Source organism: Xanthomonas axonopodis (assembly GCF_001304695.1).
Taxonomy (GTDB): domain Bacteria; phylum Pseudomonadota; class Gammaproteobacteria; order Xanthomonadales; family Xanthomonadaceae; genus Xanthomonas; species Xanthomonas axonopodis.
Genome location: NZ_JFAQ01000038.1, coordinates 1 through 17536, shown reverse-complemented (window position 1 = coordinate 17536; position 17536 = coordinate 1). Strand labels below are relative to the sequence as shown.

Below are 17536 nucleotides of genomic sequence, written 5' to 3'. Positions count from 1 at the left end.
GCGACTGGCGACGGCGCTGATGCGCTGCACGCCTTGCCCAGAGCGCGTTTTGCGCATGGCAAGCAACTTTCATGGCTGAGGGATAGGGCTAATCAGGTACAAAAAAAGCCGCGCTGAGGCGGCATTTTTTGTAGAAACAGTGGCAACACGGCTTGCTGCGGTCACCGTGGTGGCGAAACAGCGTCTCGCCACCACGGACACTGACGTTACATCCCGTGCGCAGCCAACTGGCCCAACCGCTGCACCGCCACCGACACGGTCGGATAATCCAGGGTCTTCTGCTCGGCCACATCGGCGAGCATGGCCAGGGTGAAGCGCAGGCTGGAATCGTCGCGTGCCATCCAGTTAGCCACCTTGTCCTCGGCGCTGTTGCCGGACATGCTCAGCACCTGGACGACCAGGGCGCGCTGTTGCGCGGCCAGTTCGTCGCGCAACACGCCACGTGCCACGGCGTGCCAGCGGCCATTGACCTCCAGCGCGTCGATCTGCTCGAACAGCCACGGCAGCCGCAGCGCATCGCCCAGGCGGAAGTGCACCTTGGACACTTCCACCGGTTTGAGCTTGCGAGTGCGCGCGGTTTCGATGATGTCGAACGCCGGTTCCAGATAACGCAGCTCGGACAACTGCTGCGCCAGTGCCGGGGTCAGGCCCTTGTCCTGCCACTCCTGCACGCTGGCTTCGTACTGCGGACGCTGCGCATCCGACAGCACGCCCGACGCCACGCGGATGTCGTTGAACGGGCAGTGGTAACGCTCCACCGCCGCGGTGATGCCGGGCATCTGGCCGGGGCGCAGCAGCAGCCAGCGCACGAACGAGCGTTGCAGGCGCCAGATCACTTCCAGCGCGTCGATCTGCACCGACTCGGGCACCTTGCCGTCCAGCGCATCGATCTGTGTCCACAGCGCGCGCGCATCCAGCGTTTCGCGGCTGATGGTGTAGGCCTTGGCCACCTCGCCGATGCTGCGGCCGGTATCTTCCTGCATGCGCATCAGGAAGGTGGCGCCCATGCGGTTGATGGTGGTGTTGGTCACCGCAGTGGCGGTGATCTCGCGTTTGAGGCGGTGACGCTCCATCGCATCGGCGTACTTCTTCTGCAGCGGCTGCGGGAAGTAGCGCTGCAATTCCTTGGACAGGTACGGGTCTTCGGGAATGTCCGATTCCAGCAACTGCTGGAACGCCACCAGCTTGGAGTACGACAACAGCACCGACAGCTCCGGCCGGGTCAGCCCCTGCCCACGCGCCTTGCGTGCGGACAGCTCGGCATCGGACGGCAGGAACTCGATCTGCCGGTCCAGCAGACCCTGCAGTTCCAGCGTGCGGATGAAGTGCTGCTTGGAGCCGAGCCGGTTGACGCTCATGCGCTCCATCAGACTGATGGCCTGGTTCTGGCGGTAGTTGTCCCACAGCACCAGGTCGGCCACTTCGTCGGTCATCGACGCCAGCAGCGTGTTGCGCGCGTCATAGGTGAGTTTCTTGGCCTGCACCATGTCGTTGAGCAGGATCTTGATGTTGACCTCGTGATCGGAGGTGTCCACGCCGGCCGAGTTGTCGATGAAGTCGGTGTTGAGTAGCACGCCGGTCTGCGCCGCTTCGATGCGGCCGAGCTGGGTCAGCCCCAGGTTGCCGCCCTCGCCCACCACCTTGCAGCGCAGTTCGCCGCCATTGACGCGCAGGCCGTTGTTGGCGCGGTCGCCCACATCGGTATGCGATTCGCTGGACGCCTTGACGTAGGTGCCGATACCGCCGTTCCAGAACAGGTCCACCGGCGCCTTGAGGATGGCGTTCATCAGCGCGTTGGGCGAGAGCTGCTTGACGTTGGACTCAAGCCCCAGCGCCTCGCGCACCGGCGCGCTGATGTCGATCGACTTGAGCGTGCGCGGATAGATGCCGCCGCCGGCGCTGATCAGCTTGGCGTCGTAGTCGGCCCAGCTGGAACGCGGCAGCTTGAACAGGCGCTCGCGCTCGGCGAACGAGGCCGCCGCATCCGGCGACGGGTCGAGGAAGATATGCCGGTGATCGAACGCCGCCAGCAGGCGGATATGCCTTGAGAGCAGCATGCCGTTGCCAAACACGTCGCCGGACATGTCGCCGATGCCGACCACGCTGAAGTCCTGGCTCTGGCAATCGCGCCCCATTGCGCGGAAGTGGCGCTTGACCGACTCCCACGCGCCGCGCGCGGTGATGCCCATGCCCTTGTGGTCGTAACCGACCGAACCGCCGGAAGCGAACGCATCGCCCAGCCAGAAGCCGTGATCCAGCGCCAGGCCATTGGCGATATCCGAGAACGTGGCAGTGCCCTTGTCGGCCGCGACAACCAGGTACGGGTCGTCCTGGTCATGACGCACCACCTGCGGCGGCGGCACGATCTTGCCGCCGACGATGTTGTCGGTGATGTCGAGCAGGCCCTGGATAAAGAGCTTGTAGCAGGCGATACCTTCTGCCTGGATCGCGTCGCGATCGCCGCCGACCGGCGAACGCTTGACGTAGAAACCACCCTTCGCGCCAACCGGCACGATGACGGTGTTCTTGACCATCTGCGCCTTGACCAGGCCCAGCACCTCGGTGCGGAAATCCTCGCGCCGGTCAGACCAGCGCAGGCCGCCACGCGCTACTGCGCCAAAGCGCAGGTGCACGCCTTCCACGCGCGGGCCGTAGACGAAGATTTCGCGGTACGGACGCGGCTTGGGCAGGTCCGGCACCCGCACCGAATCCAGCTTGAAGCTGATGCAGTGGCCGTACTTGCCGTGCTTGTCGGTCTGGTAATAGTTGGTGCGCAAGGTCGCATCGATCACATCGATGAAACTGCGCAGGATGCGGTCTTCGTCCAGGCTGGAGACGCGATCCATCAGCTTCAGCAAGGCGGCGCGGGTGGCGTCCTGCTGCGCGTTGCGATCGCCGCCGCGTGCGTCGAGCACCGGCTCCAGCGCCTTCAGCGTGGCCTCGTCGCCGCCTGCCAGCGCAGACAGTTCTTCGCGCAGCCGCTCCTGCCCAGCGAAGATCTGCGCCTTGGTTTCGGAGCCGGTAGACGGATCGAAGCGCGCCTCGAACAGTTCCACCAGCAAGCGCGCCAGCAGCGGATAACGGGTGAAGGTGGCTTCGACGTAGGCCTGCGAAAACGGCACCGCCGTCTGCAGCAGGTACTTGCAGTAGCCGCGCAGCAGCGCCACTTGGCGCCAATGCAGGCCGGCCGCCAGGATCAGGCGATTGAAACCGTCGTTTTCGGCATCGCCGTTCCAGATGCGCTCGAACGCTTCGCCGAAGCTGGCATCGGCATGTGCGGCATTGATCTTGCCGGACGTCGATTCGACCTCGAAGTCCTGGATGTAGACCGGCGTTTCGCCGACCTGCAGCCGATACGGCCGCTCGGAAATCACCCGCAAGCCCATGTTTTCCATCATCGGCATCGCATCGGACAGCGGAATATCGTCGAGCTGGCGGTACAGCTTCAGGCGCAAGCCTTGGCCCGCGTCCAGACGCATGCCATCGTCGCGACGGATCTCCTGCAGACTCAGATGCAGATCGTCCGGGCCATCCAGCGAGGCGAGATGCTCGACGTCGGAGACCGCCGATTCGATCGACGAATCTTCGATATAGCCGGCCGGCAGCGCACGGCCGAAGTTGGCCGCCATGCGCAGGCCACTGGCCTCGCCATGCCGCGCCACGAGTGCTTCGCGCAGTGCATCGCGCCAGTTGCGCAGCAGGTGCGCCAGCCGCGATTCGAGTTCGGTGGTATTGAACTCCAGCGCCTCGCCGCTCTTGGGACGCACGATCAGGTGCAGCTGTGCCAGCGGCGATTCGCCCAACACCACGCTGGAGTCGATGTATTCGCCGTGCAGCGCGTCCTTCAACAAGGCTTCGATGCGCAGGCGCACATCGGTGTTGAAGCGTTCGCGCGGAATATACACCAGTGCCGAGATGAAATGCCCGTACTTGTCGCGGCGCAGGAACAGCCGGCTACGCACGCGTTCCTGCAAGCCGAGGATGCCCATCGCGGTGCGGTACAGTTCCTCTTCGTTGGACTGGAACAGTTCCTCGCGCGGCAGCGTTTCCAGGATGTGACGCAGGGCCTTGCCGCTGTGGCTGCTCGGGGTCAGCTCCGACTTGCTCATCACGTATTCGTGGCGCTGGCGCACCAACGGGATTTCCCAGGGGCGGCGGTTGTAGGCGCTGGAAGTGAACAGGCCCAGGAAGCGCTGCTCGCCGACGATGCGGCCCTTGGCGTCGAATTCCAGGATGCCGATGTAATCCATGTAACCGACCCGATGCACGCGCGAACGGGCATTGGTCTTGGTCAGGATCAACGCATCCTTGAGCTTGGACGAGGCATTCAGCCCGTGCGCGGCCAGCGTGGTCACCGGACGCGCCGGCGAGGTGTCGCGCCCGCGCAGCAGGCCCAGGCCGGTCTCTTCCAGCGGCGCCAGCACGTCCTGGCCATCCTGCTTTTCCACCCGATACTCGCGGTAGCCGAAGAAGGTGAAGTGGTCGGCCGCGGCCCAACGCAGGAACTCCTGCGCCTCATGCCGGCTGATGTCGTCGATCGGCAGGCGGCGGGTCGCCAGATCGTCGGCCAGCATGAACATGCGCTCACGCATCGCCGACCAGTCCTGCACGATGGCGCGCACCTCGGCCAGCACCTTGCGCACTGCCGCTTCCAGCTTGGGCATTTCTTCCGGCGGCTGACGGTCGATCTCCAACACCATCAGCGATTCGCTCTTGCCCTCGCCCAATGCGGTGAGCTTGCCGGCCTTGTCGCGCGCAATGCGCAGCACCGGGTGGCCCAGCACGTGCACGCCAACGCCCAGGTCGGCCAGGGTCAGGCTGACCGAGTCCACCAGGAACGGCATATCGTCGTTGACGATCTGCAGCAGGGTATGCGGCGACTCGTAGCCATGGCTCTTCAAAGTCGGGTTGAACACCCGCACGTTGACCGTGCCGGCCTTGCGCGCGCGCGCGAACTCCAGCATGTCCGATGCCAGCGCCGCCCACTGCTCGGGCGGATGGTTCGGGAACTCGTCTTCCTCCATGCGCCGGTAGAAGTCGGCGGCGAACACCTGGACTTCGGCCTGACGGGCGGCCGGGTAGCGCTTGCGCAATGCGGCGAACACCGGTTCGAGGGTCACCGCCTGCGGTTCGGTGGCAAGCACGGGGACGGCACGTTCGGCGACCGGTTTGACCGACGTCGTGGACGATTTCGAAGCGGCTTTCTTGGCTGTCATGAGTAGAGCTGGAATGCTCGGTGGAAAACCTGAATTGTACCGGGGCGCGGTGACGACGCCTTGCTGCATAGCGCAAATGTGCGGCCCGCGATGGCCCCTGGCGGCACGCAAAAGCGCTACATCTATGTAAGGATCAGGATACGACCGCGGAAAGCCAAGGCTGGACCGCCACAACCGGCAAATTCCGGCCAAATGCTTGGCACACAAGGCGTTGCACAGACAACGCCGCGGCCGTCAAGCCTGTTTAAAAAATAAACTAAACGGTATAGTATACCACCATGACCCCTCGTTCCCATCATGCTGCCCGGCGTTCGGACTGCGACCGTCGCATCCATGCGGCCGTGCATGCGCTGCTTGCCGAGCGCGGCATGCGGCTGAGCATGGATGCGGTGGCCGAGCGGGCAGGCTGTTCCAAGCAGACCCTGTACAGCTAACTACGGCTGCAAGGAAAACCTGCTGCGCGATGTGCTGCAGGACCACGTGCACCTGGCGGCCGGGCCGCTGGGCACGGTCTCGGGCGATCTCCGCGCAGATCTGCTGGCCTTCGCCCTGGCCCATCTTGACCGTTTGAACAACCCCGATGTGCTACAGACCTGCCGTCTGGTCGAAGCCGAGTCGCACCGGTTTCCCGACCAGTCGCAGCAGATCTTCCACGACGGCGTGGTGGGCATGCAGCAGCGCCTGGCGCATCGCTTCGAACAGGCGATCGACGCCGGCCAATTGCGGCATGACGATCCGCACTTCATGGCCGAACTGCTGCCGAGCATGATCGTCGGGCTGGATTTCGACCGCCAACGGTTTCAAGTCCCCCATCGCGCCGGCCTTCCCACCAGGCAGCGAGGGGCGCAGTTCGCCGTGGACACCTTCCTGCGTGCGTTTGCGCCGGCTGCTGCCGCGCCGACGTCGCCACCGCCTTCTCTTCTCACTTCAAGACCCTAACGGAGTTCCTCCTGATGATTGCCCCGCTCCGCACATTCGGCCTGGCCTGTGCCATCACCGTGGCGCTGGCTGCCTGCAGCAAGCCCGAACAACAGCAGGCGCCGCCGCCGGAAGTGTCGGTACTGGAGATGAAGCCGCAGACGCTGCCGCTGGAACGCGACCTGGTCGGCCGCCTGTCGGCGTACCGTTCGGCGGATGTGCGCGCACGCGTGGACGGCGTGGTGCTAAAGCGCCTCTACACCGAAGGCGCCAACGTCACCGAAGGCCAGCCGCTGTTCCAGATCGACCCGTCGCAGCTGAAGGCCACGCTGCTGCAGGCACAGGGCCAACTGGCCGCCGCCGAAGCGACCTTTACCAACGCCAAGATCGCCGCCACGCGTGCGCGCAGCCTGGCGCCGCAGCAGTACGTCTCGCGTGCCGACATCGACACCGCCGAAGCCAACGAGCGGTCGTCCGGTGCCAACGTGCAACAGGCGCGCGGGGCCGTTGAAGCCGCGCGCATCCAGCTCGGCTTCGCCACCGTGACCTCGCCGATCACCGGCCGCGCCGGTATCCAGCGCGTGACCGAAGGCGCGTTGGTCGGTGCCGGTGAAGCCACCCTGCTGACCACCGTCGACCAGATCGACCCGCTGTACGTGAACTTCGCCATGAGCAGCGAAGAGCTGGCTGCCCTGCGTCAGGCGCAGAGCAGCGGCAACGTGCAGCTGAGCGGCGACGGCAAGTCCTCCATCAACGTGGAGCTGGGCAACGGCACGCAGTACCAGCACCCCGGCACGCTGGACGTGTCTGCGGTAACGGTGGACCCGAGCACCGGTGCGGTATCGCTGCGCGCGACCCTGCCCAACCCCGAACAATCGCTGCTACCGGGCGCGTTCGTGACCTTCAAGGCCAGCCTGGGCCAGCGCAACAATGCCTATCTGCTGCCGCAGCAGGCGGTGCAGCGCGATGCCACCGGACCCTACGCCCTGGTGCTGGGCAAGGACGGCAAGGTGGTCCGCAAGAACCTGACCGTCGACGGCCAGCAGAAGGGCCAGTGGATCGTGACCGGCGGCATGACCCCGGGCGACCAGGTCATCGTCGATGGCGTGCAGAAGGCCAAGGAAGGGCAGCCGGCCAAGGGCGTGCCGTGGGATCCGAACAAGCCGGCACAAGGCGGCCAGCCCGGCGCACCGGGCGCGGCGCCTGCCGCGGCACAGGGCGGCGACGCGCAAGCCGCACCGTCCGCCGACAAGGCCGATGCAGCGGCGCCGGCCGCCCAGCAACAGCCCAAGCGGGATGCGGCCGCGCAACCGGCCGACTCCCAGTCCAAGCAGCAGTGACGGAACCCGGACATGCCTAAGTTTTTTATCGAACACCCGGTCTTTGCGTGGGTGGTGGCGATCCTGATCTCGCTTGCGGGCGTGATCTCGATCCTGAACCTGGGTATCGAGTCGTACCCGACGATCGCCCCGCCGCAGGTCACCGTCACCGCCAACTTTCCCGGCGCCAGCGCCGACACCGCCGAAAAGGCGGTGACCCAGGTCATCGAACAGCAGCTCACCGGCATCGACCACCTGCTGTACTTCAACTCGTCCTCGGCCGCCAACGGCCGCGTGACCATTACGCTGACCTTCGAAACCGGCACCGACGCGGATATCGCGCAGGTGCAGGTGCAGAACAAGGTGTCGCTGGCCACGCCGCGTCTGCCGTCGGAAGTGACCCAGCAAGGCGTGGTGGTGGCCAAGGCCAACGCCGGCTTCCTGATGGTGGCCGCGCTGCGCTCTGACAACCCGTCGATCGACCGCGACGCGCTCAACGATATCGTCGGTTCGCGCGTGCTCGAGCAGATCTCGCGCGTGCCCGGTGTGGGCAGCACCAACCAGTTCGGCGCCGAGTACGCAATGAACATCTGGTTGAACCCGGAGAAACTGCAGGGCTACAACCTGTCGGCGACCCAGGTGCTGACTGCGGTGCGTAACCAGAACGTGCAGTTCGCCGCCGGTTCGGTGGGCGCCGACCCAACCCCGGAAGGCATCAGCTTCACCGCCACGGTGTCGGCGGAAGGCCGCTTCAGCTCACCCGAGCAGTTCGAAAACATCATCCTGCGGACCGACAACAACGGCGCCACGGTGCGCTTGAAGGACGTTGCCCGCGTGACCGTGGGGCCGAGCAATTACGGCTTCGACACCCAGTACAACGGCAAGCCCACCGGTGCCTTCGGTATCCAGCTGTTGCCGGGCGCCAACGCGTTGAATGTCTCCGAGGCGGTCGGCGCCAAGCTCGACGAACTGCAGCCGACCTTCCCGCAGGGCGTGACCTGGTTTGCGCCGTACGAATCGACCACCTTCGTGCGCATCTCCATTGAGGAAGTGATCCACACGCTGGTGGAAGCCATCGTGCTGGTGTTCCTGGTGATGCTGCTGTTCCTGCAGAACTTCCGCGCCACCGTGATTCCCACGCTGGTGATTCCGGTCGCGTTGCTGGGCACGTTCTTCGGCATGTACATGATCGGCTTCACCATCAACCAGCTGACGCTGTTTGCGATGGTGCTGGCGATCGGCATCGTGGTGGACGATGCGATCGTGGTGATCGAGAACGTCGAACGCATCATGAGCGAGGAGCACCTGGAGACCAAGGCGGCCACCCAGAAGGCGATGACCCAGATCACCGGCGCGGTGGTGGCCATCACCGTGGTGCTGGCAGCGGTGTTCATCCCCTCCTCGCTGCAGCCTGGCGCCTCGGGCGCGATCTACAAGCAGTTCGCGCTGACCATCGCCATGTCGATGGGGTTCTCCGCGTTCCTGGCGCTGAGCTTCACCCCGGCCTTGTGCGGCGCATTCCTCAAGTCGACCCACTCGACCAAGAAGAACTGGGTCTACCGCACCTTCGACAAGTACTACGACAAGTTGGCGCATCGCTATGTCGGCGTAGTCGGCCATACCCTCAAGCGCTCGCCGCCGTGGATGATTGCGTTCGTGGCGCTGGTGGTGCTGTGCGGCTTGCTGTTTACGCGGATGCCGGGCAGCTTCCTGCCGGAAGAAGACCAGGGCTTTGCGGTGGCCATCGTGCAGCTGCCGCCGGGCGCGACCAAGATCCGTACCAACGAAGCGTTCGCGCAGATGCGTGCGGTGCTGGAGAAGCAGCCGGCCGTGGAAGGCATGCTGCAGATCGCCGGCTTCAGCTTCCTGGGCTCGGGCGAAAACGTCGGTATGGGCTTCATCCGGCTCAAGCCGTGGGAAGAACGCGACGTCACAGCCGAGCAGTTGATCCAGCAACTCAATGGCGCCTTCTATGGCATCAAGGGCGCGCAGATCTTCGTGGTGAACCTGCCCACCGTGCAGGGCTTGGGCCAGTTCGGTGGCTTCGACATATGGCTGCAGGACCGTTCCGCTGCCGGCCAGGAGGCGCTGATCAATGCGCGCAACATCGTGCTCGGCAAGGCCACGGAGAAGCAGGACGCGCTGGTCGGCGTGCGCCCGAACGGACTGGAAAACTCGCCGCAGTTGCAGTTGCACGTGGACCGCGTCCAGGCGCAGTCGATGGGCCTGGATGTCAGCGACATCTATAGCTCGATCCAGCTGATGCTGGCGCCGGTATACGTCAACGACTACTTCGCCGAGGGCCGCATCAAGCGCGTCAACATGCGTGCCGACGATCCGTATCGCACCGGCCCGGAATCGCTGCGCAACTTCTTCAGCCCCAGCAGTACGGCCACCGGCACCGACGGCCAGCCGGCGATGATCCCGTTGAGCAATGTGGTCAAGGCCGAGTGGACCTATGCCTCGCCCGCATTGAACCGCTACAACGGCTATTCGGCGGTCGAAATCGTCGGTAACCCAGCGCAGGGCGGCAGTTCCGGCCAGGCGATGGCGGCGATGGAAGATATCGTCAACAACAATCTGCCGCCGGGCTTCGGTTTCGACTGGAGCGGCATGTCGTACCAGGAAATCATCGCCGGTAATGCGGCCACGCTGTTGCTGGCGTTGTCGGTGGTGGTGGTGTTCCTGTGCCTGGCAGCGCTGTACGAAAGCTGGTCGATTCCGGTGGCAGTGCTGCTGGTGGTGCCGATCGGCGTGCTGGGCGCGATCACCTTCTCGATGCTGCGCGGCTTGCCGAACGATCTGTACTTCAAGATCGGCATGATCACGGTGATTGGTCTGGCGGCGAAGAACGCGATCCTGATCGTGGAATTCGCAGTGGAGCAGCGTGCGGCGGGCAAGACCCTGCGCGAAGCGACATTGGAAGCGGCGCACCTGCGCTTCCGCCCGATCCTGATGACCTCGTTCGCGTTCATCCTGGGCGTGTTGCCGCTGGCCATCTCCACCGGTGCCGGCGCCAACTCGCGTCACTCCATCGGTACCGGCGTGATCGGCGGCATGGTGTTCGCCACCATGCTCGGCGTGATCTTCATCCCGCTGTTTTTCGTGGTGGTGCGCCGCATGCTGGGCGACAAGCTGGACGAGCAGTCCAAGGAATATCTGGCCGTGCAGAACGACGGTGGAACCCACCGCCCGGATCGCTGAGTCAGGCAGTGGATGCAGATCAAAAGCCCCGGCAATGCCGGGGCTTTTTTATGCAACATCGGTGAAAACCGTAGCGAAATCCGCCCCGCGCAGGAGCGCACCCGGGCGCGAATGCACCACCGTGAACCCCATCCCACCCAACAGAACCCGCTACAGCTCTACACCACGCCCGACGCACGCGCGCCGGTCGAACCACGCACCACGCAACGCCCGGTCATGACCATGCGGCGGATCGGCAATTGCGGATTGCTTAGCCGTTCCAGCAGCAGCGACATCGCCGCGCGCCCCATATCTTCCACCGGCTGTTCGACCACGGTGATGCCCGGTTCGACCAGATCGGTCCAGCGCTCGTTGTCGAACCCGGCCAGGGCCAGATCCTGCGGCAGGCGCAGGCCGGCGGTGCGTGCGGCCTTCAGTGCGCCCATCAGCAGCAGGCTGTTACTGGTGACGATGGCCTCGGGCCGCTCGTCGCTGGCCAGCCATGTACCCAACTCGGCAATCGCCGCCTCCGCGGTGGGTGCCATTTCGCGGTAATCCGGCTGCAGCCCCTGCGCGCGCATCGCGGCCAGATATCCGTCGCGGCGCTCGGCCGCGGTGGTGCTGGTACTGCCGAACAGCCCGCCGATGCGCCGGTAGCCCTGCGCCTGCAGATGTGCCACCAGCTCGGCCATGGCCGCGCCGTTGTCCAGCACCACGCTGTCGTAGCGGCTGCCGGGGCCGGCGCGGTCCACCAGCACTGTGGGGTAATCCAGCGCCAACTCGTGCATGCGCCCCACCGTGACCCGGGTCGGGGCGAAGATCAGCCCGGTGATGCGTTCTTCCTGCATCAGCTCCAGGTACAGCGCCTCGCGTTCGGGATCTTCATCGGTATTGCACAGGGTCACGCGCATACCGGAACGGTAGGCGACCTCTTCCACCGCACGAATCAGCGCCGTGAAGTACGGGTTGCGGATGTCGGCCACGATCACCCCCAGGATGCCGGACTGCTGCGAGCGCAGCCGACGCGCCATCAGGTTGGGGCGATAGCCGATCTGGCGCACCGCCGCTTCCACCTTGGCACGCACCTCGTCGCTGACCGGGCCGCTGCCCAGCGCGCGCGACACCGTGGACTTGGACACGCCGGCCACGCGGGCCACGTCATTGATGCTGATACTCACTGGGACCGTTCCCGCTCCATTTTGCGCACCTTGACCCAGGCGCGGTGTCGGCGCTGATGCTAACCCGAAAGCACTACAGCGTTTTTGTGCACCGCACATTGACCTGGATCGTGGGAACGTTCCCACTATACTTCCCAGCCCGACCTCATCCGGAGCCCGTCTTGTCCTCTCCGTCGCCCGCCCCCGTCACCCCCGATCTGGTGCGCCTGCGCGCTTCCGCCCGTGACAAGGACGACGCCATTGCCCAGGCCGCCCAGTTGCTGGTCGCGGCCGGCTGCGTCGCACCGGGCTACGACGCCAGCATGCGGCGGCGCGAAGGCCTGGCCAATACCTTCCTGGGCCACGGCCTGGCCATCCCGCACGGGGTCGGCGAAGACCGCCACCTGGTGCGTCGCGACGGCATCGCGGTGCTGCAGCTGCCCGAAGGCGTGGAGTGGAACCCCGGCCAGATCACCCGGCTGGTGGTCGGCATCGCCGCACAATCGGACACCCACATCACCTTGCTGCGCCGGCTGACCCGGTTGATCCAGGATCCGGCGCAGCTGGACGCGCTGTTCAGCACCGACGACCCCGGCGTCATCGTCGCCGCACTCACCGGCGACCGCGCGCCCGACACCAGCGCTGCGCCGGCCACCGACCTGGCCGAAAGATTCGAGTGGACAATTGCCTACCCCAGCGGCCTGCATGCGCGCCCGGCGACCCGCTGGGCCGAGACCGCGCGCGGCCTCTCGGCACGTGCGCGGGTGCGTGCCGGCGACCAGGCCGCCGATGCCAAGAGCCTGGTCGGCCTGCTGCAGTTGGGCCTGCGCGCCGGCGACAGCATCACCGTCTCGGCCGAGGGCAGCGACGCGGCAGAGCTGCTCAAGCGCCTGCACGCGGTCATGGACAGCCTCACCGCGCAGGAAAAGGCCGATGACGAGCGCGCCGCGCAACGTCGCGCCGCCCCGGTGGCCGGCTGGACGCCGCCACAGGCGCAGCCGGCCATTGTCGGCATCGGCGCCAGCCCGGGCGTGGCGATCGGCATCGTGCATCGCCTGCGTGCCGCGCAAACCGAGGTGGCCGACCAACCGGTGGGCCTGGGCGATGGCGGCGCATTGCTGCACGACGCACTGACCCGCACCCGCCAGCAGCTCGCGGCGATCCAGGACGACACCCAGCGCCGACTCGGCGCCTCGGACGCGGCCATCTTCAAGGCCCAGGCCGAACTGCTCAACGATACCGACCTGATCACCCGCACCTGCCAGCTGATGGTCGAAGGCCACGGCGTAGCGTGGTCGTGGCACCAGGCAATGGAACAGATGGCCTCCGGCCTGGCCGCACTCGGCAACCCGGTGCTGGCCGGCCGCGCGGCCGACCTGCGCGATGTCGGCCGCCGCGTGCTGGCCCAGCTCGACCCGGCCGCCGCCGGCGGCCGGTCTCACCGACCTGCCCGAGCAGCCGTGCATCCTGCTCGCCAACGACCTGTCGCCCTCGGACACCGCCAACCTGGACACCGCGCGCGTGCTCGGCCTGGCCACCGCGCAGGGCGGCCCGACCTCGCACACTGCCATCCTCTCGCGCACGCTCGGCCTGCCGGCGCTGGTCGCAGCCGGTGGCCAACTGCTGGACATCGAAGACGGCGTCACCGCCATCATCGACGGCAGCAGCGGGCGGCTGTACATCGATCCGTCCGCGCAGGATCTGGACGCGGCTCGCACCCATATCGCCGAGCAGCAGGCCATCCGCGAGCGCGAAGCCGCGCAGCGCGCGTTGCCAGCGGAAACCACCGACGGTCATCACATCGACATCGGTGCCAACGTCAATCTGCCCGACCAGGTCGCGATGGCACTGACCCAGGGGGCCGAGGGCGTCGGCCTGATGCGCACCGAATTCCTGTTCCTGGAAAGCGGCCGCACCCCCAGCGAAGACGAACAACACGCCACCTACCTGGCCATGGCGCAGGCGCTGGATGGCCGGCCGTTGATCGTGCGTGCGCTGGATATCGGCGGCGACAAGCAGGTGGCGCACCTGGAATTGCCGCACGAAGAAAACCCGTTCCTGGGCGTGCGCGGCGCGCGCCTGCTGCTGCGTCGGCCCGACCTGCTGGAGCCGCAACTGCGTGCGCTGTATCGCGCCGCCAAGGACGGTGCGCGGCTGTCGATCATGTTCCCGATGATCACCTCGGTGCCGGAGCTGATCGCGCTACGTGAGATCTGCGCACGGATCCGTGCCGACCTCGACGCACCGGAAGTACCGATCGGCATCATGATCGAAGTGCCGGCCGCCGCCGTCCAGGCCGATGTACTGGCGCGCCACGCAGACTTCTTCTCGATCGGCACCAACGACCTCACCCAATACGTGATGGCGATCGACCGCCAGAACCCGGAACTGGCCGCCGAAGCCGACAGCCTGCACCCGGCGGTGCTGCGCATGATCCGCAGCACCATTGAAGGCGCGCGCAAGCACGACCGCTGGGTCGGTGTGTGCGGCGGTCTGGCCGGCGACGCGTTCGGCGCCAGCCTGCTGGCCGGCCTGGGCGTGCAGGAATTGTCGATGACGCCCAACGACATCCCGGCGGTCAAGGCACGCCTGCGTGGCGCCGCGTTGAGCCAGCTGCAACAGCTCGCCGAACAGGCGCTGACCTGCGAAACCGCCGAACAGGTGCGCGCATTGGAAGCCAAGCGCGAGGACAAGGCATGAGCCTGCAAGCCATCACCGTCACGCTGAATCCGGCGATCGACCAGACCATCCAGCTGGAACACCTGCAACCGGGCGCCGTGCACCGCGCCAGCAGCGTACGCAACGATGCCGGCGGCAAAGGGATCAATGTGGCCGCGTGCCTGGCCGACTGGGGCAGCCAGGTCGCCGCGCTGGGCGTGCTCGGGGTCGGCAATCCCGGCGTGTTCGAAGCCCTGTTCCGCGAACGCGGCATCACCGATCACTGCCAGCGCGTGGCCGGCGACACCCGCACCAATCTCAAGCTGGTCGACGCGCGCAGCAACGACACCACCGACATCAACCTGCCCGGCCTGCGCTTGGGGCAGCCGCATCTGCAAGGCGTGGCCGATCATCTGGACCCGCTGCTGCGCCCCGGCCTGGCGGTGGTGCTGTCGGGCAGCTTGCCGTCCGGGCTGCCGGACGACAGCTGGGCGCAATTACAGGCCCAGGCCAGCGCTGCCGGTGCGCGCGTGTTGCTGGACACCAGCGGCATGCCGCTGGTGAGAGCGCTGGATGCCGCGCGCGCGGCACTGCCGTACGCAGTCAAACCCAATCGCGACGAACTGGCAGCCTGGACCGGCCGCCCGTTGAAAGATCGCGGCGCACTCAGCGCCGCCGCACACGAACTGATCGCTCGCGGCATCCAGCTGGTGGTCATTTCGATGGGCACCGAAGGCGCCCTGTTCGTGCAGCGCGACCAGCGGTTGATCGCTCGCCCGCCACGCCTGGCGCACGGCAGCAGCGTGGGCGCGGGCGATGCGATGGTGGCCGGTCTGGCCGCCGCATCGCTCGATGCCGCAACCACGCTGGAGCAGTGCGCACGGCTGGCCACGGCGTTTTCGATGTGCCGGCTGGAAAGCGGCGACGCGCGCCGGATTACGCCAGCGGGCGTGCGCCGCGCCGCAACCGACGTCGTGATCGAAATGCTGTCATGAGCAGTCACTCGCAGCCGGCGATCCCAGCACCTGGGTATTGGTGGAGTGTGACCGTCGCAGGCAGCGGCAGACCTCGCGCGCGTCACCACCACGCATAACGCTTGAAATTCCCCGCCGGTGCCACCGGCGACCGCAACACAGCAGGAGTTTTGCCATGTTCTCTTCCATCGTGGTCATCGCCGCTGGCGAACGCAGTACCGAAGCCGTCCTGGCGGCCGAAGCGCTGCGCCGCGCGGCCACGGCCGCCGGCCGTCGCGTGACGATCGAAATCCGCAGCGACCAGGGTGTGCTCGGCGCATTGCCGGGCGAGCTTGCCAGCACAGCCGCCCAGGTCCTGGTGGTCGGCGACGCCGAGGCCGACACCACCCGCTTTGGCGATGCGCAACTGGTGCGCCTGAGCCTGGGCGCGGTGCTGGACGACCCGGCCGCTGCGATCGGCAGACTGGCCGAACCCGCCGCCCCGGCCGCCGCCAGCAGTCCCAACGGCACCGATAACGGCAGCAAGCGCATCGTCGCCATCACCTCCTGCCCCACCGGCATCGCGCATACCTTCATGGCTGCCGAAGGCCTGCAGCAGGCCGCAAAGAAACTCGGCTACCAGATGCGGGTGGAAACCCAGGGCTCGGTGGGTGCGCAAGACGCGCTCACCGACAATGAAATCCATGCGGCAGAGGTGGTCATCATCGCGGCCGACCGCGAAGTCGACCTGGCCCGCTTCGGCGGCAAGCGTGTGTTCAAGAGCGGCACCAAACCGGCGATCAACGATGGCCCGGCGCTGATCAACAAGGCCCTGGCAGAGGCCAGCGTGCACGGCGCCGCCACGTCCGCCACCGCCACCGGCACCGCCGCCAGCGCCACCACGAACAAGGGCAGCAGCCGCACCGGCGCCTACAGGCATCTGATGACCGGCGTCTCGTTCATGCTGCCGTTCGTCACTGCCGGCGGCCTGCTGATTGCGCTGGCATTCGCCCTCGGCGGCATCTACGCCGGCGACGATGCGCACCAGGGCACGCTGGCCTGGTCGCTGTTCCAGATTGGCGCCAAGGCCGGCTTCACCCTGATGGTGCCGGCTCTGGCCGGTTACATCGCCTACTCCATCGCCGACCGCCCCGGCATCGCGCCCGGCATGATCGGCGGGCTGGTCGCGGCCAATCTCAATGCCGGCTTCCTCGGCGGGATCATTGCCGGCTTCATCGCCGGCTACGGCGTGGCTGCGCTCAACCGCTACATCCGCCTGCCGCGCAACCTGGAAGGCCTCAAGCCGGTGCTGATTCTGCCGGTGCTGGGCACCCTGCTGGTCGGGCTGGCGATGATGTACGTGTTCGGCCAGCCGGTGGCCGACCTGCTGGCCTGGCTCACCGCCTGGCTACGCGGCATGCAGGGCAGCAGCGCGTTGCTGCTGGGCCTGTTGCTCGGCGGCATGATGGCCTTCGACATGGGCGGGCCGGTCAACAAAGCGGCCTATGCGTTTTCCACCGGCCTGATCGCCAGCCAGGTCTACACCCCAATGGCCGCTGCCATGGTCGCCGGCATGACCCCGCCGCTGGGCATCGCGCTGGCGACCTGGGTGTTCCGCAACCGCTTCACTGCCGAAGAACGCGGCTCGGCCACTGCCGCCGGCGTGCTCGGGCTGGCCTTCGTGACCGAGGGCGCCATCCCGTACGCCGCGCGCGACCCGTTGCGCACCATCCCGGCGCTGGTGATCGGCTCGGCCGTGGCGGGCGCAATCTCGATGACTGCCGGTGCAGAATTGAAGGCGCCCCACGGTGGCATCTTCGTGCTGCTGATCCCCAACGCAGTCACCCACCTGCTCAACTACGTGCTGGCCCTGGTGGTCGGCGTGGTGGTCACGGCCATCGCGCTGCGCCTGCTCAAGAAACCGGTGACCGACGTCGTCGCCTGAGGCCCCCAAGGCGGCACGGACCTACCGCCGCACCCGACGCGCCTGAGTTCTCCCGTGCGCCCCTGACCTGCTTCACCGCTGCGCGCACCTAGATGCGCCGCCAGCGGCCTACCCACCCACCTGCTGTCGCGTTCGCCACCACGGCCACGCCCTTTTGTCCGGAGTCCTGCCATGACCGCTCTCGCCC

The 17536-nt window shown here is 66.6% G+C and carries 6 protein-coding genes and 2 pseudogenes; 6 read left to right on the top strand and 2 right to left on the bottom strand.

The window, feature by feature from the left end; genetic code table 11:
- Positions 1-206: 206 nt before the first annotated feature.
- Positions 207-5216, bottom strand: a complete 5010-nt coding sequence (locus XAXN_RS04015) for an NAD-glutamate dehydrogenase (protein ID WP_054318592.1) — start codon at positions 5214-5216, stop codon at positions 207-209.
- 278 nt (positions 5217-5494) lie between these two features.
- On the opposite strand from XAXN_RS04015, the pseudogene XAXN_RS04010 reads away from it, so the two are divergent.
- From XAXN_RS04010 to XAXN_RS04000, 3 genes and pseudogenes are all read left to right on the top strand, one after another.
- A pseudogene (locus XAXN_RS04010) lies at positions 5495-6155 on the top strand (TetR/AcrR family transcriptional regulator).
- Positions 6156-6169: 14 nt separating this feature from the next.
- Complete coding sequence (locus XAXN_RS04005) at positions 6170-7474, top strand: efflux RND transporter periplasmic adaptor subunit (RefSeq protein ID WP_054318591.1); 1305 nt, start codon at positions 6170-6172, stop codon at positions 7472-7474.
- A gap of 12 nt (positions 7475-7486) precedes the next feature.
- A complete protein-coding gene (locus tag XAXN_RS04000) occupies positions 7487-10657 on the top strand; it encodes a multidrug efflux RND transporter permease subunit (protein WP_054318590.1) in 3171 nt (1056 codons plus the stop codon).
- Between the two features lie 158 nt (positions 10658-10815).
- Here the strand turns inward: XAXN_RS04000 and XAXN_RS03995 are convergent, their stop codons facing one another.
- A complete protein-coding gene (locus XAXN_RS03995; RefSeq protein WP_054318589.1) occupies positions 10816-11814 on the bottom strand; it encodes a LacI family DNA-binding transcriptional regulator in 999 nt (332 codons plus the stop codon).
- A 161-nt stretch (positions 11815-11975) separates the two neighbouring features.
- On the opposite strand from XAXN_RS03995, the pseudogene ptsP reads away from it, so the two are divergent.
- From ptsP to XAXN_RS03980, 3 genes and pseudogenes are all read left to right on the top strand, one after another.
- Positions 11976-14493 (top strand): annotated as a pseudogene (gene ptsP, locus XAXN_RS03990) (phosphoenolpyruvate--protein phosphotransferase).
- Positions 14490-15446, top strand: a complete 957-nt coding sequence (gene pfkB / locus XAXN_RS03985) for a 1-phosphofructokinase (protein ID WP_054318588.1) — start codon at positions 14490-14492, stop codon at positions 15444-15446. The pseudogene ptsP and the gene pfkB overlap by 4 nt, the downstream one beginning before the upstream one ends.
- Before the next feature lie 154 nt (positions 15447-15600).
- Entirely contained in the window at positions 15601-17349 is a 1749-nt protein-coding gene (locus tag XAXN_RS03980) for a PTS fructose transporter subunit IIC (RefSeq protein WP_054318587.1), read from the top strand.
- The last annotated feature ends 187 nt before the right edge of the window (positions 17350-17536 follow it).